Annotated in this window: 17 protein-coding genes; 11 read left to right on the top strand and 6 right to left on the bottom strand. The window is 61.4% G+C overall.

Going from position 1 to position 20,610, the window contains the following annotated elements; genetic code table 11:
- Window positions 1–91: 91 nt before the first annotated feature.
- Entirely contained in the window at window positions 92–1,045 is a 954-nt protein-coding gene (locus BMX78_RS15005) for an aldehyde dehydrogenase family protein (RefSeq protein ID WP_286139041.1), read from the bottom strand.
- On the opposite strand from BMX78_RS15005, the gene BMX78_RS15000 reads away from it, so the two are divergent.
- From BMX78_RS15000 to BMX78_RS14985, 4 genes are all read left to right on the top strand, one after another.
- Complete coding sequence (locus tag BMX78_RS15000) at window positions 1,034–1,978, top strand: tyrosine-type recombinase/integrase (RefSeq protein WP_286139039.1); 945 nt, start codon at window positions 1,034–1,036, stop codon at window positions 1,976–1,978. The genes BMX78_RS15005 and BMX78_RS15000 overlap by 12 nt on opposite strands.
- Complete coding sequence (locus BMX78_RS14995; protein WP_091420720.1) at window positions 1,972–4,485, top strand: tyrosine-type recombinase/integrase; 2,514 nt, start codon at window positions 1,972–1,974, stop codon at window positions 4,483–4,485. The genes BMX78_RS15000 and BMX78_RS14995 overlap by 7 nt, the downstream gene beginning before the upstream one ends.
- On the top strand, window positions 4,482–5,051 hold the full coding sequence (locus BMX78_RS14990) for a DUF6262 family protein (RefSeq protein WP_091420717.1): 570 nt from the start codon (window positions 4,482–4,484) through the stop codon (window positions 5,049–5,051). Before BMX78_RS14995 ends, BMX78_RS14990 begins: the two co-directional genes overlap by 4 nt.
- 1,403 nt (window positions 5,052–6,454) lie before the next feature.
- Window positions 6,455–6,634 carry a hypothetical protein gene (locus BMX78_RS14985; RefSeq protein WP_139204978.1) on the top strand — a complete coding sequence of 60 codons (180 nt, stop codon included), beginning with the start codon at window positions 6,455–6,457 and terminating at the stop codon, window positions 6,632–6,634.
- Window positions 6,635–7,023: 389 nt separating this feature from the next.
- On the opposite strand, the gene BMX78_RS14975 is transcribed toward BMX78_RS14985, so the two are convergent.
- Window positions 7,024–7,215: a hypothetical protein gene (locus BMX78_RS14975; protein WP_211482580.1), complete on the bottom strand. Its 192-nt coding sequence runs from the start codon at window positions 7,213–7,215 to the stop codon at window positions 7,024–7,026.
- Between the two features lie 378 nt (window positions 7,216–7,593).
- On the opposite strand from BMX78_RS14975, the gene BMX78_RS14970 reads away from it, so the two are divergent.
- A complete protein-coding gene (locus BMX78_RS14970; RefSeq protein WP_091420708.1) occupies window positions 7,594–8,280 on the top strand; it encodes a hypothetical protein in 687 nt (228 codons plus the stop codon).
- A gap of 180 nt (window positions 8,281–8,460) precedes the next feature.
- Window positions 8,461–8,793, top strand: a complete 333-nt coding sequence (locus tag BMX78_RS14965; RefSeq protein ID WP_139204976.1) for a hypothetical protein — start codon at window positions 8,461–8,463, stop codon at window positions 8,791–8,793.
- 148 nt (window positions 8,794–8,941) lie between these two features.
- Here the strand turns inward: BMX78_RS14965 and BMX78_RS14960 are convergent, their stop codons facing one another.
- From BMX78_RS14960 to BMX78_RS14945, 4 genes are all read right to left on the bottom strand, one after another.
- Window positions 8,942–10,108: a protein kinase family protein gene (locus BMX78_RS14960; protein ID WP_091420704.1), complete on the bottom strand. Its 1,167-nt coding sequence runs from the start codon at window positions 10,106–10,108 to the stop codon at window positions 8,942–8,944.
- A gap of 403 nt (window positions 10,109–10,511) precedes the next feature.
- On the bottom strand, window positions 10,512–11,030 hold the full coding sequence (locus BMX78_RS14955; RefSeq protein WP_286139037.1) for an SOS response-associated peptidase: 519 nt from the start codon (window positions 11,028–11,030) through the stop codon (window positions 10,512–10,514).
- 33 nt (window positions 11,031–11,063) lie between these two features.
- Window positions 11,064–11,210 carry a hypothetical protein gene (locus BMX78_RS23155; protein WP_170850826.1) on the bottom strand — a complete coding sequence of 49 codons (147 nt, stop codon included), beginning with the start codon at window positions 11,208–11,210 and terminating at the stop codon, window positions 11,064–11,066.
- A 275-nt stretch (window positions 11,211–11,485) separates the two neighbouring features.
- Entirely contained in the window at window positions 11,486–12,481 is a 996-nt protein-coding gene (locus BMX78_RS14945) for an RNA polymerase sigma factor (protein WP_139204975.1), read from the bottom strand.
- 271 nt (window positions 12,482–12,752) lie between these two features.
- Here BMX78_RS14945 and BMX78_RS14940 point away from each other — a divergent pair, with 271 nt between their 5' ends.
- The 5 genes from BMX78_RS14940 (at window position 12,753) to BMX78_RS14915 (ending at window position 20,464) form a co-directional block, all read left to right on the top strand.
- On the top strand, window positions 12,753–14,294 hold the full coding sequence (locus BMX78_RS14940; RefSeq protein ID WP_286139036.1) for a hypothetical protein: 1,542 nt from the start codon (window positions 12,753–12,755) through the stop codon (window positions 14,292–14,294).
- A gap of 67 nt (window positions 14,295–14,361) precedes the next feature.
- Window positions 14,362–15,135 carry a hypothetical protein gene (locus BMX78_RS14935; protein ID WP_091420693.1) on the top strand — a complete coding sequence of 258 codons (774 nt, stop codon included), beginning with the start codon at window positions 14,362–14,364 and terminating at the stop codon, window positions 15,133–15,135.
- A complete protein-coding gene (locus BMX78_RS14930) occupies window positions 15,132–15,503 on the top strand; it encodes a hypothetical protein (RefSeq protein WP_091420690.1) in 372 nt (123 codons plus the stop codon). Before BMX78_RS14935 ends, BMX78_RS14930 begins: the two co-directional genes overlap by 4 nt.
- Window positions 15,504–16,299: 796 nt before the next feature.
- The gene (locus BMX78_RS22800) at window positions 16,300–17,100 is read left to right on the top strand and encodes a hypothetical protein (RefSeq protein WP_139204973.1); all 801 of its coding nucleotides are present in this window, start codon (window positions 16,300–16,302) and stop codon (window positions 17,098–17,100) included.
- A 319-nt stretch (window positions 17,101–17,419) separates the two neighbouring features.
- The gene (locus BMX78_RS14915; protein ID WP_170850834.1) at window positions 17,420–20,464 is read left to right on the top strand and encodes an eCIS core domain-containing protein; all 3,045 of its coding nucleotides are present in this window, start codon (window positions 17,420–17,422) and stop codon (window positions 20,462–20,464) included.
- Window positions 20,465–20,610: the final 146 nt, after the last annotated feature.

Below are 20,610 nucleotides of genomic sequence, written 5' to 3'. Positions count from 1 at the left end.
CTTATTCGAAGTAGTTGGTCGGCGGAGGGAAAGACGCCAGTGGGCCATGGGTCCCGTGGCCCACTGGGCTTTATGTGTGACAGATGAGCCGTTATTTCCCTGTACGAATGAGCTTCCTGTTGACAAATTCGTCCATGCCGTACTTGCCGAGTTCGCGGCCGACGCCGGAGCGTTTGATGCCGCCGAAGGGCAGCTCGGGCGCGGTGCCGGGGGCTTCGTTGATGTACACCATGCCTGTATCCAGCCGCGCTGCGATCGCCTGGGCTTTAGCTGCATCTGTGGACTGGATGACGGCGCCGAGACCGTACACGGAGTTGCTGGCCAGTTCCACCGCGTCATCCTCGGACGAGGCGCGGTACACAACAGCAACCGGGCCAAATAGTTCCTCGGAAAAGGCCCGCATGTCCTCAGTGACGCCAGCGAGAACTGTGGGCTGGTACCAGGCGCCGGGCTGCTCCAGCGGGGCCCCGCCGGTGAGCACGTTGGCGCCCTTGGCAACGGCGTCATCCACCTGCGCGGCGAGGCCGTCGCGCGCAGCGGACGAGGACAACGGACCCATGAAAGTATCCGGCTCCGTGGGGTCGCCCACCTTCACCGACGTGACGGCACTAACGAACTTCTCGATGAATTCGTCGTAGACAGCGTCGGCGACGATTATGCGCTTGGCGGCATTGCAGGCCTGGCCGGTGTTGCCGAAGCGGCCGAACAGCGCGTGCGTGGCGGCCTGGTCAACGTCTGCGGAGTCCAGGACCAGGAACGGGTCCGAGCCCCCCAGCTCCAGGACAACCTTCTTGAGGTTGCGGCCGGCAATTTCGGCAACCGCGGAGCCTGCACGCTCGGAACCGGTGAGGGACACGCCCTGCACGCGGGGGTCGGCGATGATTCCTGCGACCTGCTCGGTTGTGGCGAAGATGTTGACGTAGGCGCCTTCAGGCGCGCCGGCGTCCCGGAAGATCTGTTCCATCGCCAGTGCGGACTCGGGGCACTGTGGTGCGTGCTTGAGCAGGATGGTGTTGCCGTTCAGCAGTCCGGAGTGGACTGGCACGATCCAGAGTTCACAGAGCTGCACGCTTTTCTCCGCTGGTTGATCACAGAGCCCGTTCGGCATTCCGGCGGGAAAAGCACCGCGCGCTTGAGGTCAAAGGGCACGGCTAACGCGATCGTGACCACGACCAGCGAGTTTCTCAAGTTCGGTGCGAGGCTCGGGTGGGTCGCGCCCCGGGTTCCAGCACTCCTGTCACAGCCCAAATACCTCCGCTATGTCCCTCCCGAATTTGATGCCGGGGAGCGGGACCAGTTCCGCACAACGCAGGAACGGACGCTCAAGTTTCGTGCCGAGACGACAGAGCCGGCATTGCTCATGGACGAAGAGACAGCAGTGGTGGTCTGCGCGGCCGCGAATGCGCGCGACCGCTTTCTGGTCACCGCGCTGTTGGAGACGGGGATGCGCATCGGCGAGGCGTTAGGGCTGAGGAGATCCGATCTGCATTTCCTGGCCCGCTCGGAAGCGTTGGGCTGTGGGATACCCGGGCCTCATCTGCATGTCATACGACGGCCAAACGAGAACGGTGCACTCGCGAAATCACGCACTCCTCGAACGATCCCGGTGACCCAGAAGTTGGTGGCCGCCTACTCCGACTACCAGTTCGAGCGCGACCGCTTAGACCGTGGGGCCGCCAATGATGCGGTCTTCGTTAACCTGTTCCGTGAACCACGCGGCCGGTCAATGACCTATGCGAACGCCAAGGAGATGATGGACCGCTTGGCGCGTGACTGTGGCTTCACTGTCCGGCCACACATGATGCGACACACGGCCGCAACGAGGTGGATCGAAGCCGGAGTCGATCCCGACGTCGTGCAGGCACTATTGGGCCACGTTTCCTTCGCATCCACTCAGCGCTACGTCCACGCGTCGAAAAAACGGATGCGGGAAGCAGTCGAAAACACCGCCAAGACCAGGAGAGACCTACCATGGTGAGTGATTCAGCCCTCGTTGAACAACCGACCAATCAGACCACGCCGAACCGGCTGGCACCGGCTTTGGATCACGAAGCTTGGCTGCGATGGTTGGAAGGGAGAATCGATCCTAATTGGCGGCCGGGCGAATGGGATGCGGACAACTGGTTCTTCGACGGCGACCCGGACCGCGAGGACAACATCATCACGCGCTGCACGGTCCAGCGATGCGGAGCAAAGCTGGAAGGTGGAGCCCTCTGCACCGCCTGCTTGAAAACCTGGAAGTCATCCGATCTTGCGTTTGACGTCTTTACAGCTGAGTATTCGCCGCCGCGCGGTAAGGTCCTCCCGGGTAAACAGCCTGACGGATGTCTCGTCAGGAAAGGATCAATCCCTTGTGCACGGCCAGCGATCTGCCAGGGCCTATGCCGCAGCCACTACGGCGCGCTTCGACACCAGCGGGGCCGGGACACTTCCCTTACCCTCGAAACCTGGTTGGCCGGCCAAAATCCCTACCCGGCAGATGAAAGCCGGTGCATGGTGCACCAATGCGATCAACAGCCGGATCTGCGGGACGGGCTGTGCCGCTATCACCACGGGCTTTACCGGCGCGAAGGACTCAGAGCATCCGTTTTGGAGTGGGCAGCCACAGCCCACCCGCACCTGACCGAAGGCCAGTTCTCGATGCTCCCGCTGCCCCCTCTCGTCCGCGCGGAGATGCTCTACGCGCTCCAGCGCCGTGACGCATCAGGTGACCGCATCGTTCCCAAGATGCTCAGAAGACTCGTCAAGGACATCAAGCATCATGAGCATCTGGTTGGGTTAACTCCTCACCAGCTCAGCCCTCAGGGCGGCAGCAAAGCCCTGGACAGTCACCGACGTGACATAGTCCATTGGCTGCAGGCAGGCTACGAGGAGATGACCGGCGGTGACCCCACCCGACGCTTGGTTTGGGACTTCAGGATTCTTGACCTGCGGGGCAGCGCCCGGACCAAGCATCGCCGAATGCACAGCGGTCAGGCCGATTTCACGGTGGTCAGCCAGACGTGGCTTAGAGACCTCGCCATGGAGAAATGCCGGACCTTCGAGACAAGCACCAAAATCCTCGCGCTCCTCACGGCCGTCGAGGTGGCGTCACGGGCTCTCGAAGCTACCGCGGACGGCGGACACCAAGTCGAGGACCTTGGACCACACCATCTGGACGCCATTACCCAGGCTTTCAGGGAGTGGGCGCACCTGGACGGACAACCACGCAGCAGTACCCGCCGCTACGTCGGGCTCGAGACCGTGTTCGCCTTAGTGGATTTCGGCCGCCGATCCCGCATGATCGAGGGCATCACAGACGCGTTCCTGCGGGACCCCGAAGCCCATCGCCTCCAACTGGAACCAAAGTCCCGGGAAGAAGCCGGCAAAGCCATCCCAGAAGAAGTCATCACCCAACTCGATCAGAAACTGGACCAGCTCGAATGCAACGCCGACTACCCCGACATGTCCGAGGATCATCAACGCCTCATGATCCGGACCCTCTACATCGTCTTGCGCGACACGGGCCGTCGGCCAAACGAAGTATGCGCACTCCGCAAAGACTGTGTTGAGTTCGACCATGACGGACCAGTGCTGATCTGGGACAATACTAAGGCTGGCCGGAACCGGCGGCGTCTACCCATCCCGTCGGCGACAGCCGAATCCATCACCGCCTGGCGTGAGGTCAGAAACACGCTGTCCACCGGAGATGCCCGCGATAACTACCTCTTCCCCTCCGGAACGCCCGACCGAATCAACCCCCACTTCCGGCCGGCAAGCCTGGCACGATCCCTAAAAATCTGGGTCGACGGAATGCCGGACCTAGTCAGTGACGCGGTCGATGCCAGGGGCAACCGCGTCCCCTTCGACCGTCTAAAGGTCTATCCCTACGCATTCCGGCACTCCTACGCCCAACGCCACGCCGACGCCGGAGTCCAGATAGATGTCTTGTGTGAGCTGATGGACCACCGCAGTATCTCAACCACCCAGATCTACTATCGGGTAAACCAAAAGCGGAAACGCGAGGCAATCCGAACCCTGAGCAGGCACGTCACAGACCGCCACGGAATTGCCGCACCCACCGCTTCCACCACCGCATACGAGATGCGCTCGGTAGCGGCACCGTTTGGCAACTGCGTCGAGCCCTCCAACGTCAAAGCCGGCGGAGGAAGCTGCCCCATCCGGTTCCAATGCTCAGGCTGCGGCTTTTACCGCCCCGATCCGTCCTATCTGCCCGTGATCGAGGACCACATTCGCTCACTGAACGCTGACCACGAAACAGCTGCTGCCATGGACGTCGACGACTACGTACTGCGCAACCTCGACGCCCAGATAGAAAGCTACCGACACGTGCTCGACGTCATGAAGGAGCACCTGGACGCCCTCCCAGAAGACGAGCGACACGAAGTCGAGCAGGCCGGCACGCTGCTACGCCGCCTACGCGCCGGAGGCAGCAGCAGAACACCGCTACCACTCACCGTCAAAAACCGGGCGCACACCTCATGACCACAAACGCAGCAGGCAAAACCACACCCAGGACGCCCGCCCAAGTACTGCTGGAATCCCGGCAGAAAGACAGCCGCGAGAAACGCGCAGCTGTCGAGCAGCAACTCGTCGCGATGCTCACCGACGGTGATCCCATCACCTACATCAAGGTCGCGCGCAGGGCGAAAGTCTCGACATGGCTCGTCTATTCACCAGGGACCCGAGAACAAATCAAAAAGGTCATCAACAAGCAACAACAACCCAAGCAGACCCCCAACAGCCAACCCGCAGGAATCGGTTCCCTTCGAACCGATCTCGCACTGGCCAGGCAAGAAATCAGCACACTCCGCCAAGAACGCGAGGACCTGCGAGCAAACCTCAGACAGGCCCTCGGCCGCCAACTGAACAACCTCAGCACCGCCCCTCTGGTCGACCGGCTCAATCGCCTCGCAGGCGAGCTGGCGGAAGCACGCGCATCGAACACCGAACTGAACCTACAGATCACAGCCCTTCAGGACGACCTCGCCGCGGCCAGGACCAGTCTGCGCCGCATGATCCGAGAGCAGAACACGGACACTCTCAAATAGCGTCATTCAACGATCGGCCCGAAAGGGCATAGGTAGAAGGTCCATGGGCCCGCGTTTCCGTTCGTGTTCCTGCTCCCGGCACAGAATGTAGCAAGCCGGAAGACGCAACGGTCCGTCAGCGCCAGTGCACGATTAGGGATCGGCTTCCGGACGCCCCGCAGAAGGGTGTCATTCCGGGTGCTGCTTACCGACCAATAGGCTCGTCAAAGCAGTGGTTGAGCAGGATCGGCAGAGTAGCCTCTGCCTATGGGGATCTCACTTCGGCTTCTTGTTTTTGGCCTGTTAGCGTTACTAGCAGGTTGTTCAGCCGTACCTGCCTCAATCGCCGAAGCTGAACGCGAGGGCGGGCTCCCAGCGGAAGCAATCACCGCCAAGCCCAGTTCCTCCGCTCGAGTGCCGTCGTTTCCTTTTGCTGCAGCAGGCTGGCTCGACGCCGGCGCAAGATTCGCTGTCGTATTGAGCGGCAGTTCGAGTTGTCCCGCTTTCCCCGCCTCAATCGAGGTCGTCAATTCTCAACATCTAAAACTGAGCCTTGAAAGCCGCGGTGGGCCAAACTGTACAGCCGATATGGCTCCACGCACCTACATAATCAGGACTCCCAGTGCTGTAGATGTCTCACGCGAGGTCACCCTCGAATATGGCGAAACGACAGTCGTTCTGCCAGCCCTGTAACTCGTTAGGGCGGGCGGGGTCGCATTCACCTTGCCCCGTTGAAGGATCGACTTACGGGACGAGAGGCCGCGCCCCGCGGGACGCCGCAAGCGACAAATCGCGCCCAGTATGCTGCGACGCCGGTTAGTCTGCGGGTATGAAGCTCGCGCGACTCTTATCGCTGCTCTTGTGCTGGTGGTCATCGTGGTTGCCGTAATTGTGGCTTGGGCAAGTTTCGGTGATCGCCCAAGCCCCAAGCCCCATGAGCTCCACGGCGCTCAGCAGCGCCCGCTGACCGATCCTTTACCCGGCCATTACTTCACGGTCCTGTGTCAACTGCTTAGGCATCCGGTGCTGGATTGGTGAGACACCGTTCCTTGAGGAGCTCTAGGCTCGCACGGCTGGCTGCCAGCTGGAGTGTTGTGTTGTCTGACCTGATTGTCATCGCGAGACCTCCGGGAAAAACAGTCCAGGGGGCTTTTACAGGCTCTCCAACAGCCGTGGGCGCAGAGTAGATTTCCATTTGCCCGCCAAGAGGTCCGCTCTCAGTGGCACCCAGCTGGAAGATTAGTCGGTTTGGCTCTGCGCGTGCAAAACCTCGGGCCCATCTACTCCGAAGTCCGGATCCGGGCTCTCTGTGGGCACATTCGAAGAGACCTCGTTCCGCGTCCTGGGCCGCCCGCTTCTTTCGCAGAGGAGCAATGACAATGAGCTGGATGGCTGTTATGAGGACGATGCCAACCGTGATCACGATGACCAACGTAGGCCACCAGCCCAAGACGGCCTGCAAAGGGACAAAGAGGATGCCGGCCAAGAAGACCAGCGGCAAGGAACCGAAGGCATCGTATCCCCGTTCCAGCCGGCTCCTCGGCGTTGGTTCCAAGTCCGGCTCGCGCATGGAAAACCTGCTTCCTGTGATGTCGGGAGTCTAATCACCAGGACGGTCTTTTGATAAGGCTGGTCGTGGTGAGGGCCAGCGGGGTTGAAGGATCCTGTCAGGCTGTCCGTAAGCCGATCCTTTACCGCGCCTGACTAGGTTACGAGGCACCTACTGAAGCAACATTCGGAGGGTCGCGATGACTGCCCCGGCGGAGAAAAGTAATGCGCAAAACAAGGTGCCGATAGTTTGCATGCCCCGGACCTGCTCCGCTTTGTCCCTGGCAGGAAGGACTTTAAACCTCTCGGTAACGAGGTACACCTGATATTCCGCGATACGCCTCCGCAGAACGAACCAAGCAGTCGCGACCAGCATGAACACGATGCCTTCCAATTTCGCCCCCTCGATCTTGGCGCAGCAAGCTCTTTGGCATGCTGATGCTATTCACATCCGTTTTTGGAAATAAGAGATCAGTGGCGGCACCGTAATCGCGGTGGTTACGGCCGCCCCAGCTGCCATGTAGAGAATCTCTGCCTCTGGGAAGATTGCCCGGAGGACAAAAGTCACGATAATACCCGCGACCAGGCCAGAAACACAGAGAAGTATCAGCTTCGGGAAACGTTGTTCGCCCGCCATACCGACCTCCCTGGTCACCTTCGTGATCAGCACGACGAGGAGCCGCAGAGAGCGCACTCTTTCGTGGTAGCCCAATCCTAGGCGCCCTTTCGATCACAGGACACGTCCTCCCGGCTCCCATCAGCTTTCGTGGCCTCTTTCTTCTCCCAGAAAGGGGCAGTATGGCGGCGAACGTACAAGAGGTGCAGGAGGAGGGCGATACCGCATTGGCCAAACCCAGGTGTCCCGTTCCATAAGCCGGTGGCCAACGGGCACTCCTGCGATAGGGGATCAATTACCGTACTTTTGGTGCCCGTTAGTCGAACCCTCAACGTGACATTTGGGACCCGAAAGTCCAATTCCGTATACAGGCGGCCTCGTGTGGTTCATAGTCGGGGTATGCGAGTGGCCGGAATTCTCCCCTCAGACGCTCCTGACCCGCGGGCCGGATGGGCCGAGCGCCTGAAGCTGATGCCCATTCCGGTGATGGGGCTCGCGCCTCAACCATCGTTGGAGGACACCGACAGCGTTGGTGTGACCTATGGCCAAGATGATCGTGGGTACAACGAGATGACGGCGAGCATCACCTATACGCTCTGGCGAAACCCGGATGACCGCTCAGACCCGGTAAACCTCGCGGACCTCAACGAGAAGACACGCAGATCGATCGAGGAAGTTCCGCCATGGCCGCGGCCCCCTTGGCTGATCGAGTACGTGGAGCGCCTGCGTTACCCGCAACTTGAGGAGGCCGTGCGAACCACCTGGCACCGCGATCCATCCGAGCGTTCTTCGGTTCGAAGCCTGTTGGTTGACCATGTCAACCACATCCTCATGAACCAATATCGGCAAGAGCTCTGGCCGGGCAGCAACCCGTGGGACCAGCACGCCCCCACAGTTACCGGCCGGATGGTCAACAGCGAGGCCAGGACCGTCATCAACGGAGTCGATATGCCCGGTGCAGAGGTCGATACGGACCCGTTCGTCTACGGTATCGGAGCCCAACTGGCAGGCGGCGGCGTGGTGACCGCTGTGCTTCCACGCACTGAGCTCAAGTACATCCAAGTCCAATTCACGACCCGGAACTAACGGCTCCATCCAACACTGCAACGGCACTCCTTGAACACCTCCCGCTCAGACCGCCCCGTATGCCGGTGGCTCAGCGGACGCTCTGGTGCCCGCTGCGGGATCCTTTACCGGGCGGTGGGGCACCACTGCTACATGGGTAGCCGGAGTTGTCTCAGCTTCCTCGCGGCGTAGGCTCGCCCTATGCGTAGTGTGCGAGCCAATCCGGATGATTCCGTTGGATGCAGTGATTCAGCTCCGGTTTATAGAGTGCGCCTTTGGTTTCCACCGCCGTCCGTGGATTTCGCGTGGCTCGTCGATGAATGGGAAGTCACCGACGCCGGACAGGTCACTGAGGTCATTGCATGGGCAACAAGTCAGGCAGAAGGAAATCCCTTCGAGGTTTTTCTTCGCTGGGAGGATCACCATACGTCCAAAGATGGTCGGCTAGAGCCCTACTCACGCTATGCGCTGATCTACGGAAGGCCTGCCATCGTCGAAACGACCACCGAAACCGTCTTCTTTGAATCGGAGTAGGACCCGTCTCAGCAGCTCGGCCACGGCCTTTACCAAAGCCCGATCCTCTACCGGGCATTCACTCGGTTAAGGCGAGCACGTCGCCGGCATTTTGGCCACTACAAGAATCAAAGGGAGAGCGTACTCGACCGAGGTGTCTCAGGCCAGCTCATGCCAGGAAGGTGTCCTTGTCCAGAGCGGCCACGGCATCGATTATCTCTTGAATTCCCGTGTAACGGTTCTCAGTGGTCAGGTCTGTGCATTTTCGTACAAGAGCCCCGAGGTTGGCGCCGGCCACGTATGGGGCTTCCTTTCCGGTGAAAATGAAGGAGAGGAGGAATCCCACCGAGTAGATCTCGTTGCTAAGCGTGTAGTCCTTAAAGCTGATGAGAGTTGGGTCAAGGATGGTCCCTTTCATCTCGGTCCCTGTCCGGGTGAGTAAGGAACTTTGAGTCTTGTGCAGACCAAAGTCTGAGAGCTTCACCTGGACTACACCTGCGTCGTAGGTCTTGACGAGTACGTTCGTGTAGCTCAGGTCTCTGTGGAGGACGTTTTTGTATGCGAGATAGCTGATGCCGTAAAGGAACTGCTGTGCGATACGTTGCCGCTTGCTGAAGTCGAACTTCGGGTTGCCATTGTTTATGGAGATGTATTTTCCGAGGGTGTAGTCGCAAAACTCCATGGCATAGCTGATCCTGGTTTCGTTGTACCCGTAGACCGCCAACACGTAAGGGGAGTTGAGGTCAGCTAGAACGTCATATTCAGCTTTGAACCTATCCAGCTCGTTCTGAGCGAGGTTCTTCTTGGCCACCTTCACGGCAACGGGCATCTTGTATTCAAGATCCTTGTACTTATAGACAAGCGCGTAGGAACCCTCTCCAAGGGGCTTGAGTGGATAGTCTTTGCCGGACTTTTCGATGCGAACGATGTCTGCTGCGACGGTAAAAATGGCCTCGTAGTCCTCAAGAGGTATCTCTTCGAAATCTGGGGGCATGGGGCTTCCCCCACTAGGGGATAAAAAAGTACGGCAGCGTTCGAGCGCATCTTGATAGGACTTTCTCAGGCTTACCTCAACGTCAACCCTCTTAAGGTTCGTCCTGAGTTGTCCCAGCTCACGCATGACCTCAAGAAGGTCCCGGCTCTGTTCCGCGTTGTAGTGCCCTCCTCGCTCCCGTTTGTGGTTCATGTGGCCAAGCAGTGCGTTGAGCTTGTCGTGGAAGTAGGCAAAGGCCGGCCGGAGTGCCTCCCTTTGATCTTGGTAATAGCGGGCGTACCGGTCATCGTAAGGGTACGCAGAGTATTTTTTCTGTATGTCCTGAAAGACGTCTGCTGGCACTACCAAAGGTTTCCCCCAACGATGAGATGGCTATCCACCTATTCTCGGGCAATTGCGCCGATGCTTCCGTCGCTCCCCAGACGGCGGGGTTTATAGACGCGCTGCGCCCGTAACACGGTCGTCAAGCGCGCTGTCAGGGATGGATTCTTCCATTGGCGCCGTCTCTAGCCACTCGATGTACGTTTACCCCGCACGGTGAAATGCACGGTGAAGGTGGCCCTAACCGCTACGCTCAGGGCCAACTTCCTCGGTCAGAAGTCTGAAGAAATTTCAACGCCCGTCGACACGCCGCACGGACAAACCGGACTGCATCCTTGCCCGACGCTCCCCGCCGCAGCAGGAGTCGTACCTTACGTGGCTCAATCCTTCTGGGCAGATTTCCCTGGCCCAGAGCCCGTTACCCCTAGATAACGTGCCCCAAAGCGTCCTGCGTCGTTGTTGTTAAGACTGTGCAGCTGAGTAGCCAGCGGTTGGGGTCGTCCTCGGGCAGCGACGGGTCAGCCCACCACTCGTACAGGCCGGCGAAGCCCAACACGGGCTCTTTCTCCGAATACAGGTAGTTCGGGATCTTCTTGCCGTCCCCGGTCTTCTGCCACTCGTAGTACCCGTCAGCTGGGAGCAATCCACGTCTCTTCACCGCGGCCTTACGAAAGGACGGCTTCTCCAAGATGCTCTCACTGCGAGCATTTATGAGCTTGTTGCCGATTTTGATGTCCTTTGCCCACGAGGGCACCAGGCCCCAGTGGGCCACGAGCAGATGCCGCTCGATGCTGCCTTCGTCCAAGCGCTCAGCCACGATGGGCACGCTCTGTGTCGGCGCCACGTTCCAGTTCGGCGGGGGAGGAGTGCCCTCAACCTCCTTGGCATCGAAGTAGCTGAGAAGGTCCCCGGTGGCTTTGGACATCACGTATCTGCCGCACATGAGGCCATTCTGCCCGACGTGGACAGTGCAGAGTCAGCGGTCAGCACGGATGGCTATGAGCTTTTGGCCGTCTTCCAGGAGTGCGTATAGGTTTTCGCGCGCTTCCTCGTAGTTCTCGCCCTCGGCTTCGAGGTGCTGGTAGCTGCCGTCTGCATTGGTGATGGTGCCGGTAAGGATCACCGAACGATTCTATTTCGCGCCAACCGCTGACTTCCTGAGCCCCGGAATAGCCCTCTGAAGGCCCTTCCAAAGCGGCCACGCGCTCGCAAGCGTACCGAGCCCGAGAGAGAGCCCAAGATGCCCTCCGGAGAGCGCGAGAACAGCGGCCAGCGCCGAGCCAACCGCCACCATGCAACAGGTAATCGTGACGATTAGCGTCTGCAGCCTCACCGTCCGTTCCTGGTCACCGAGGGCACGGTCAATGAGAGACAGGAGAGTAGTGTCCCTGCGCTTGCTCATATCATCACCGGTCCCGTGGCCTGGGAAGGCACCGGTACGGGCGCAAACCCCGCTGGAGGACTAATCAGTCCGTCCTTGGTCGCTTGAACCACGCGCTTGCGCAGCTGGTACATCCGGCCCTCGATGGCCCGGGTGCTCAACCCCAGTTCCTTCGCAGCTTCCACCTGCGAGTATCCGGAGTACAGAAGGGCCAACACCGGCCTTTGGTTTGGTTTCGCCAGGGCGAACACCTGGCGGATGGTTTCTTCGATTGCTACCTGGTCAGTGAAGGTGTAGCTCGGGCCGAAAGGGGCTTCTGCCAGACGCGAAGAGTGGATCCACTTCCTCTCTCTCGTTTTGGCCCAGGACGAATAGGCGGTTTTGAACATGCGGATGCAGGCTCCGACGAAGTAGGTAGTCAGGGACGCCCCCCGCTCCGGCCGCCAGTGCTCCAATTGGGCGAAGAATATAGGGACGGTATAGAGCAGCACTTCAACCGTCAGTTCGTCCCGCAGATCCCTCGATTCGGTGAGAAGCCGTCGATCATCGTGCAGGAACATGACCGGCCGCCCGTTCGCCAAGCAGGCCTGCGCCATTTCGTCCGTCCGGAGAAGTTTCTTCACCGCCTTGAACCCGATGATCCAGAAGTATTCGCGCACGAGGGCGTTTTCCGCCGGCGTCAGGCGCTCGCGGACGATGGCCTCGGCCAGCTCTGCCTGCGGCCACTCCCGCCTGCCGATCATCAGGGGAGGGAAGCCTGATTTTTGAGGTTCTGGGGCGTCCATCTCACCCATTTTGCTACTCGGGGACACAACCCCTCCTATCTGATGTAGTTCGCGTTTTAGGCCTTGCAAGTCGTTGTATGAAAAAAGATCGGAATACCCCACAAAAAACTTTTCGGACGCCTGGCTATTAGCTGGAAACCAAGCCTTCATATAAATAGGTCCGATACTCGGCACCAATCTCCCCTTTACCTCGACGACCTGCTGCTGCTTAGCAACATGCGTAGACATCGCTAAGACTGCGGAGAGCTGCGCGTGCTGTGTGGGAAGGCTTGGCGGGAGCGTTTGCCGGCGGCGCGGGCTCCGGGCTCGGCTCTAGGCTGCTTAGGGGGACAAGATGGTTCAGAACGGGGCGGCAGAGTGGATCGACGGGGAGTATTCGACTAGGCTTTTGTTTAACTTAGTTCAACAAATACCTAGCGGGGGGACCAGTATGCGACCGAAGCCGTTTACCTACCGGCCGATCCCAACCCTTTGGGCGGATTACACAACAGGCAGGGGCGTGCTTTCCAACGGCCAGGCAGTGCAGCCCAAGATTGGCGCCGGCCGCAAGAACCCGAATCTGCAGGACATGTTGGACACCGCTGCCGCAGCCGGGGCTGAGCGCATCATGTTCACAGGCAACGTACCCGCTAATGATCGGGGAGTGCGTCACTGGCTGCTGGTGCAAACCCCGGGCTGGAATCCCGGCTGGGTGGACCGTGGGGGCTACGAGGTTGGCCACTGGCTCGGCACACCAGTCACAGGCCGATTTGAACGCATCGCAGCGCCGCAGCGTATCGAGGTAAAGACTGCCGCCGAATGGTTCGGCAGCACGCCACTCAGCCCTGAACAGGCCCGCCAGGCATGGGACGCCACCGCGTGGTACATCGAACAGGCCTTCAAGGATCAGAAGCTCGGCAAAACACCAGCCTCCACCGGAACCAACCTCTGGGCCGCATCCCTGCCCTACAACCTCGACCCCGAACAGGTCACGGACGACATCGCAGCCGAGCTGCACCGCACATCCGGCCAACACCACCTGGAACACCTGGTGGCAGGAGAATCCTTCTCCACCCACGAGGACTGCATCCCCCTGGTCAACCCAGCAGACACCCCGCGGCTCGAGAACTTCGCCTACGTCGATGGCAGATTCATGTACGCCTCACTCTGCCGAGAACTGGGCGTCGGCCCCGGAATGAGACTCAACCGGGCAGATACCTTCAACATGCTCGAACAGGACCCATACGCCCGCGCTCGCGTCCTTGTGCGGTTCAAGGTGCCGGACACTTGGAACCATGTAGGCATTTTCGGTGTGCAGCACCGCAAGGCAGAGGATGGCTGGTACTACCCGAACCGTCCCGGGGCTATTGGCGAGACGTGGGCGGATACCTCGGAGCTGCACGTTGCCAGAAAGGCCGGCTGGCTTCTGGATCCGCTTGAATCCGTGGTGTTCACCAAAACGACGGTGAACAAGAAGGGGGAGACGGTGGCCGCTCGGCCGCTGGATACCTTTGCCAGCCGCATCATCAAGATCCGTGAGAGGGCGGACGAAGATCCGGATATGCCCCTGGCTATCAAGGCCGGCGTCGGTGCGGCTCTCCGTGCCATCATGATTCAGACCATTGGCACCTTCTCGTCCAGGGGCCGGTCCTCCACCGTTGTCGCATGGAGTCCCCAGGATGTCCCTGCGCAGTACCAGCCCACAATGCGACGTGAGGGTAAAGCGTTCGTTTATAAAGTGCCGACAGTGGAGTCCTCCCAACTCAGGCCCTACTACCGGCCCGAGCTGGCTGCCCAGGTCTGGGCCCGTGGGCGGGCGAGGGTTCTGCTTGGCCCAAGTGCATTGGGTGCGGATACTGCAGGAGCGCTGACGGTGCCATCACAGTCGCTGCTGGGCATCAACGGTGACGCCATCTACACATCATTCGTTCCTCAGTGGTCTAAGCCCACTGAGTACGGCGGGGGTGACGACGGCAAAATGGGGCGGCTGCGCCTGCAGGGAGTCCTGGAGAACGTCAAGACACCCATAACCAAGGAAGAACGGGATCGTATGAAGGGTTAGGGCAGTGAAAAACGGAACTGACTCCGCGTTCTTTGATACCGAGTTCATCGCACCGGAGGACTAAACCATGCCCGCACAGGACCCCAACGAACTCAGTCCCCAGGAACTCGTCCTCCACCTCAAGGAGGCTTACGGCTACACCTGGAAAGAGATGGGTGAACGCCTAGGACGTTCAGAGAAAATGGTGCGCAAGGTCGCTGCGGGACAAAGCCGCGGCGAATCGTACCGACAGGCTTTGACAGACCTTTTCAACCATGGGGAAGTCACACACGTTCCGCCGCGCCGCCGGTCCAAAGAAGGAAAAATCGTTCCGGTCAGGGCAAAAGCTGGCGCAGCACAAAAGACCGTTGTGCCCGAGGAAACCGGTGGAACCTTTACCGCCCTTCCCAAGAGGGGGAAGCACACAAGCACCGTCACGGACCTGGCAGAAGGCGGCCGCCAGTATCACGTCGAAATGCCCAAGACAGCCCGCACCAAGGGCCGAAAAGCCGGCGTGGAAGACCTCAGACAGCGCCTGGTAACCATTTCACGATCCCAGGCCCGCAAGGACAAGCGCATAAAGCTGCAGGCCGTCTACCAAGTAGACGGCATCGGCCGAGTGATGGACATGGGCTCAAAATCGGGCTATCACGCATCCGACATCCTGAACGACGTGAAAAAGGACTTCGGGGGAGACATGACAGCGTGGATCGCCGCACAGAGCAAGGAGCGCTACACCAACCTCGACGTGGCAGCATCCCCAATCGTTTCGGTAACGATGACTGTTTTCACCGCAACAAGGTCAAAATCCGAGCGGAAGCAACGAGATGCAGCAGGCACCCGCAGGAGGCGGCGCAGGTGACCAGCGAGAAGGACAACGAACTGGCAGCCCTCATCGCCGGCCATTACGGAATCAGCGACCTGGAGAACTGCACCGACTCCGAACGTGTAGCCGATATACGTGCACTGGCAGCGAAAATCAATGCCGCCGGCCTAGGGCCATCGAGCATCCGAGGCATGGTCAACTCCGAAGGCATCAGGCAGATACTTGGCCTGGGCTCTCTAAGATCCACGTGGGTCACCATGTCCCGCGACCCGGCGTTTCCCGAGGCTGTAGTCACCGAGAAGCTGTGGAACGCCAGCGAAGTAAGGAAATACGCCAAAAACCGCGAAGCTGGGCGGGCAGGAAGTGTAGGAAGGCCGCCCAACTCATCAGCGCTAAAACAATAGCGAAAACCAATCTAAGCAAACAATAGAAACAATGCTTGCTTTATTCGGGAAACTACTTTGCGACTCAGGGGGACAAGACGCTACTGGCTGGCATCCCCCTGGGCCGTGACGCCGAGCGTCGGGCCTCGCGGATCCTTCCCGTGGTTGCCTCGCGTCCTTGGCTGGCGCGAGTGGGGCAAGAACTGTCCCAGGATCCCCGCGCACGGGTCGTAACGCAGCAGTAACGGCGTCTCATTTCTAATTGCATCACAGCGGCGGTTTTGCAGGGGATCTGCTGGTGTGGCGGCTTTTTCGGCTGGCAAAGTAAAGGGGACAGAGATGGCGCAGACTGTCGCAGCACTGATAGCGACTCCTACTCCTCCTGCAGCAGGGGCCGTGCTGCCTACAGACGGTCAGACGCCCAGTACATCTGCTGGTGCAACCGGCACAAGCAGCACTGGCATATTCGTCGTGGCCGAATCTCTCACGTTTCCATCTGCCGCGAGTATATGTGCCGCGATCGTTAGCGGCTTGAAATTGTTCTCGGGTGACGCCTACTCAGCGTATTGGGTGCTGGCCGTCTGCAGTGTCGTGGGAGGGATCATAATGTGGCTGGGTTGGCCAAAGAATCAGGGGTCCAGCAAGTCCCCAAAGCAATTCAAAACTAATTCTGGCTACTTCCTTATTGGTGTGCTGAACATCTTCTTGCTATTCGTCACTGTCATGGGAGTGCTGTCTATGTCAACTCAGCAAGCGCCGACAACTATTCAGTAATAATTTCCCTATTCCGTTTTCTACAAAATTAAGGAGTGTGGGCATGGCGTCGACCGCGGGCAATGTAGTCCTAAAAATTCCGGCGATGACGGTCAAATTGCTGAATGACGTGGCTAATCGAGGGAAACGTGCACTATCGACACAGCCTTCGTTTCCGGAGGGCACGGCCGAGGGGTCTGGGGTGATGCAACCTTCAGTTCCGCAGGCTACGGCCGCAGGGATGAGCGAGGGAAGCACTGCATCAGTTCGCGTCGCATCTGCACTGCCTCCAAACTTCATAGTTATCGGCGGAAAGGCTATAAATTTCGAACAACAATGCGGCATCGCCCGCGGTGAACACAATGAGGTTGTCCTCGAATGCGGAGGAGAAGCCGGCTTGGTGCTTGGAGCGGCGGTTCTGGCTTCGGTAGGTATATCTGCCCTTGCTGACGCAGTGAGCAAGAACCCTAGACGTGTTTGGCCGTCCGATTTTCCGGAAGTGGGAGTGGCTCGGATTCCTGCAAAGTACCATCCATTTATCGGAGACAAAGATCGGATTGAATTGCAAGTGGTTCCCGCGTCACGGCCTGGCCGCTGCAGATTGACCCTCATCGGAAACCAACCCAGTGGATGGATGAAGTCGCTCCAGCTTGTTATTACCAGAGACAGAGACCTAGTCGTTTCTACTAAGGGAACAAGACGCGAACAGTCGCTTGATTTTCCGGATGAGTTTTTAGGCCTTAGTTCTGCCAGCATTATTTTGGGAAAAGCTAAGTTGTTTGGCGTGCTGACGCAAATGTACCAATTGAAAGATCTTTCAGCGTGGCGGGGTTACGACATCAAGTTCACTTGGGCCCGGGACTAGGCCTGCTGGCGGCTCCCCTGGCGTCGCCGAGCCGGTGCGGCCTGCCCCTGCCTACGGCCGTCCTCCTGGTGGGTGCTGCTGGTGGCTGGTCGCCGACGCTCCCGGGCTGGTGCTGGCTGTCCCTTGGCCGGGGTATTGCGCTCGGACGCTGCTCAGCCAAAGGCTTGGAAGGGATAGGACGGAGTTCCCCATGTCCCAGGCGCATGCTGTAGTAGCACCGGAGCATGCACCATCGCGGGCTGCGTACAACCTACCCGCCCGGCCGCTTGTGCATGCCCCGCGTCCCAGTGACCGCATCGCGGGTCACGAACTTGACCGCATGACGCAGCAGCGCGCCATGGCAGGACCTGGACGGCCAATTGACGCCGCACGCCGCGCGGGTGCCGAGCGCGCGACCGGTGTGGACTTGTCCAGGGTCCGGCTGCACACCGGTCCCGCCGTGCGCGTCGCCGCCCTTGCCGCGGGTGCATCGGCCTTCACTGTGGGCGGTGAGCTTGCAATCGCCGTAGGCCCGGAGCAGGCTGTCCCGGAACGGCTTCTCACCCATGAATTGGTCCACGCAGCCCAGCAAATGACTGACGGGTCCGCGACCGCCGAACAAGCCGAGATCCAAGCCCGGGCCGTCGACTCGCGTAGAAACCCCGTACACCTGCTCGGAACTGGTGGCGATTACGTCGCCTACGCGGCTACGGACTGGCTCCAAGTCACCCCGGACGTGCGCAGTTACGGGTACACCGCACTGCTCGATGAGCTGAACGAGGTCGACGAGTGGCTGGGGCGGCAGATCAGCAGCTCGCCGGACGTCGACCGCATGCAGGAGGCAAAGGCGGCGCTCGAGGCGGAGGTCCATCGTCGACAGGGTGCTATGACTGCCCAGGACCGACCGCAGCGCCGTCGGGCGGGTCGCCGCGACCGGCCGCAGGCACCGGCCGAGCTGCCAGCACAGACCGAGATGCCCCGGATCCTGCGTGAGCATACGAGCACGCAGCTGACCGAGCCGGCGGAGATCCGCGCCGAGGTCGACCGGATCACCGCCTGGCTCCAGCGGCCCGGCCTGAGCCGGGCCGACCGCTCTATCCTGCGTCAGGAGCTCTCGAACCTCGTCCCCGGGCTGGGGGCGGACCTCGCGCAGGCCAGTGGCGAAAGGCGTCAGGCGCGGCTGGCGAGCGCCCTCTCCCCGAGCGTGTCGAACGACCGTGCGGGCGTGCTGGCGAACCTGCGCATGATCGAATCGATCCGGCCCTACCAGGAGCAGCCAGGCATGGCCTACGTCGTACATGACGGCGAGATGCTCGTGTTCCCCCAGGACCTCGCCGACCGCGTGCGAGCGGGGACTGTCGCCGCCCTGCGCGATGCCGCGAGGCGTGCGGGGGACATGAACGAGAGCAGCCGCTATCGGATGGGCGAGCACATGCGGCTGAATTACGAGGAGCAGCCGTACGTCGGCTTCGTCGTCAGCCTAGTCAGTGGGGAGGAGCCGGTCGAGGTCCAGAGCCGCATGCTCGACCCGCTCTCGGACTCGAACATCGCATTGAGCCGATTCGCCCGCGCCGCCGAGGCCGGGTCGCTGTCGGAGATGGGCGACGCCGTATTCACCGCAGTCGAGAAAGCGGACCAGGCGCAGCAGATCGTGCTGGCCGGCATCGACCGAGCGATCACCGCGGCCGGGACCGTGGTACAGGGCCTGACGATCACGCGCAACCTCGCCTTCACGATCTCGCTGTCGATCGGCGCGATCCTCGCCGCTCCAGTGGTCGCGGCGGGGGTCGCCGGCTTCGGCGCCACCGGGCTCACCGCCACGGGGCTCACGGCCCTAGGAACCAGCGGCGTCGTCGGTGCCGGAGGGTTCGGGCTGGGCTTCGCCGGGGGTGCGGGGGGCGAGCTGGTGTCCGGAGGCGGCGGAAGGCGCGCCCTGAGCGCTGGTTGGGGCGAAGGCTTGCGGGTCGGCGGGCAGGGGGCGGCGATCGGCCTGGGCGGCGGCGCGACGCTGGGCCTGGCACGCAACCTCGGGGTCGGCGCCGAGGGGCTGTCAATGGCGCAGAACATGTGGCGCGGCGCGCTCGCCCAGGGGACGGGCGGTGGGCTCGGCGGGGCGGCGAGCGGGTTCCTCAATGCGCCCGAAGGCATGGGCCGCGTCGCGCTCGCCCAGGGGACGGGCGGTGGGCTCGGCGGGGCTGCGAGCGGGTTCCTCAATGCGCCCGAAGGCATGGGCCGCTGGGAGTCGGCGCTCCGCGGCGGCCTGACCGGCTTCGGCCTCGGTGCGTTCGGCGGCACGGCGGGAGCGTACGCGCGGACCCTCAGCTCACCGCTCGCTCAGTACGGGGTCGGGGTCGGGCTGCCCAGCGTCGCAGCGGGAGGGGTCACGTACCTGCAGACCGGGGACTGGAACCAGGCCATCCAGACCGGCGGGACGGCGCTCACCATCGGGGCTGTGGGGCAGATGCGCGCCGGCCAGGGGCGGACCGCCGGCCAGGAGCGCGCGTTCCAGGCCGGCATGTCGACCCGACAGACCCTGGGCTCGTGGACGGGCACGGGACGGGCGTACGCACTCGCGCTGGGGCTCGGTCTGTCCAACTCCGCGCCCGCATTCCGGATGGCGGAGTCGGGCGGCTCCTACACCCTGAGCGACCCGCGGGCGGGTGGGTACGCGATTGGGCAGGCACCCACCCAACAGGCCCCGGCACAGCCGGCCCCCACCCAGCAGGTGCAGGTGTCGGCACAGCCGGCCCCCACCCAGCAGGTGCAGGCGGCGGCCCAACCGGCCCCGGTGCAACCTCCGCCGGCCGTCCAGCAGGTGTCCATCACGCAGGCCGCCGTGCAGCCGGCAGCGATCCAGCAGGCCACGCAGGCGGCTCAGTCCGAGACCAGTTTCGCCGACGTCATTACATCGACCCAGTCGCCCGTTCCCCTGCGCCGTGCGGCCGTGGCCGCTCGGGAGGGCAGCACCCTGCCCGTGGACGTGATGGTCGGCACGCACTCCTCATCCCCGCTGGTGCGGGCGGAGGCCGGGGTCACCGGCGCGCAGTTCGAGTCAGCGCACATCTTGGCACAGACAATCGGTGCGGCGATCAATCGGGTGCTGCCCGGCCGCTACAGCTCCGGCCGCGCCTTGGCCATCCTGCTCCGGCCGAACGTCCATCGGGCGTTCGACCAGGGGTGGGTGGCCCTGTGGAACCAGAGGGTGGCCTCCAACCAGCGCACGACCGTCGGTGATGCGCGCAACCTGCTGCGCGCGGCGATCGACAATATCCCAGGCAACCTCATGACCCCGGGCGAGAAGGGTGCCCTGATGACGGTCCTCGACCACCAGCTGTTCCAGGTGCTCGGGCTCTCAGCCGACCTGGTATTATTCGGCGGGCCCTAGCCTGCGCAGGCAAGCGCGAGGGGGCGCCCGGCCGAAGCCGACGCCCCCTCATGGTCCGGGCCAGCCATGCAAGGATTCGAACCCCACAGTCTTTGACACCAAAGGGTCGTGACTGCCGCTACCGCACGTGGAACAGCATGCCCGGA

This window comes from Arthrobacter sp. OV608 (genome assembly GCA_900110595.1).
GTDB lineage: Bacteria > Actinomycetota > Actinomycetes > Actinomycetales > Micrococcaceae > Arthrobacter.
Note: the sequence above shows the minus strand (reverse complement) of the source record. Positions and strands in the feature narration are given on the sequence as shown.

Excerpts from the sequence above, each read along its gene's own strand:
- BMX78_RS14995 (WP_091420720.1), top strand. The coding sequence starts at position 1,972 with ATGGTGAGTGATTCAGCCCTCGTTGAACAACCGACCAATCAGACCACG.
- BMX78_RS14990 (WP_091420717.1), top strand. The coding sequence starts at position 4,482 with ATGACCACAAACGCAGCAGGCAAAACCACACCCAGGACGCCCGCCCAA.
- BMX78_RS14985 (WP_139204978.1), top strand. The coding sequence starts at position 6,455 with ATGACCAACGTAGGCCACCAGCCCAAGACGGCCTGCAAAGGGACAAAG.
- BMX78_RS14975 (WP_211482580.1), bottom strand. The coding sequence starts at position 7,215 with ATGGCGGGCGAACAACGTTTCCCGAAGCTGATACTTCTCTGTGTTTCT.
- BMX78_RS14970 (WP_091420708.1), top strand. The coding sequence starts at position 7,594 with ATGCGAGTGGCCGGAATTCTCCCCTCAGACGCTCCTGACCCGCGGGCC.
- BMX78_RS14965 (WP_139204976.1), top strand. The coding sequence starts at position 8,461 with ATGCGTAGTGTGCGAGCCAATCCGGATGATTCCGTTGGATGCAGTGAT.
- BMX78_RS14955 (WP_286139037.1), bottom strand. The coding sequence starts at position 11,030 with ATGTGCGGCAGATACGTGATGTCCAAAGCCACCGGGGACCTTCTCAGC.
- BMX78_RS14945 (WP_139204975.1), bottom strand. The coding sequence starts at position 12,481 with ATGTCTACGCATGTTGCTAAGCAGCAGCAGGTCGTCGAGGTAAAGGGG.
- BMX78_RS14935 (WP_091420693.1), top strand. The coding sequence starts at position 14,362 with ATGCCCGCACAGGACCCCAACGAACTCAGTCCCCAGGAACTCGTCCTC.
- BMX78_RS22800 (WP_139204973.1), top strand. The coding sequence starts at position 16,300 with ATGGCGTCGACCGCGGGCAATGTAGTCCTAAAAATTCCGGCGATGACG.
- BMX78_RS14915 (WP_170850834.1), top strand. The coding sequence starts at position 17,420 with ATGACGCAGCAGCGCGCCATGGCAGGACCTGGACGGCCAATTGACGCC.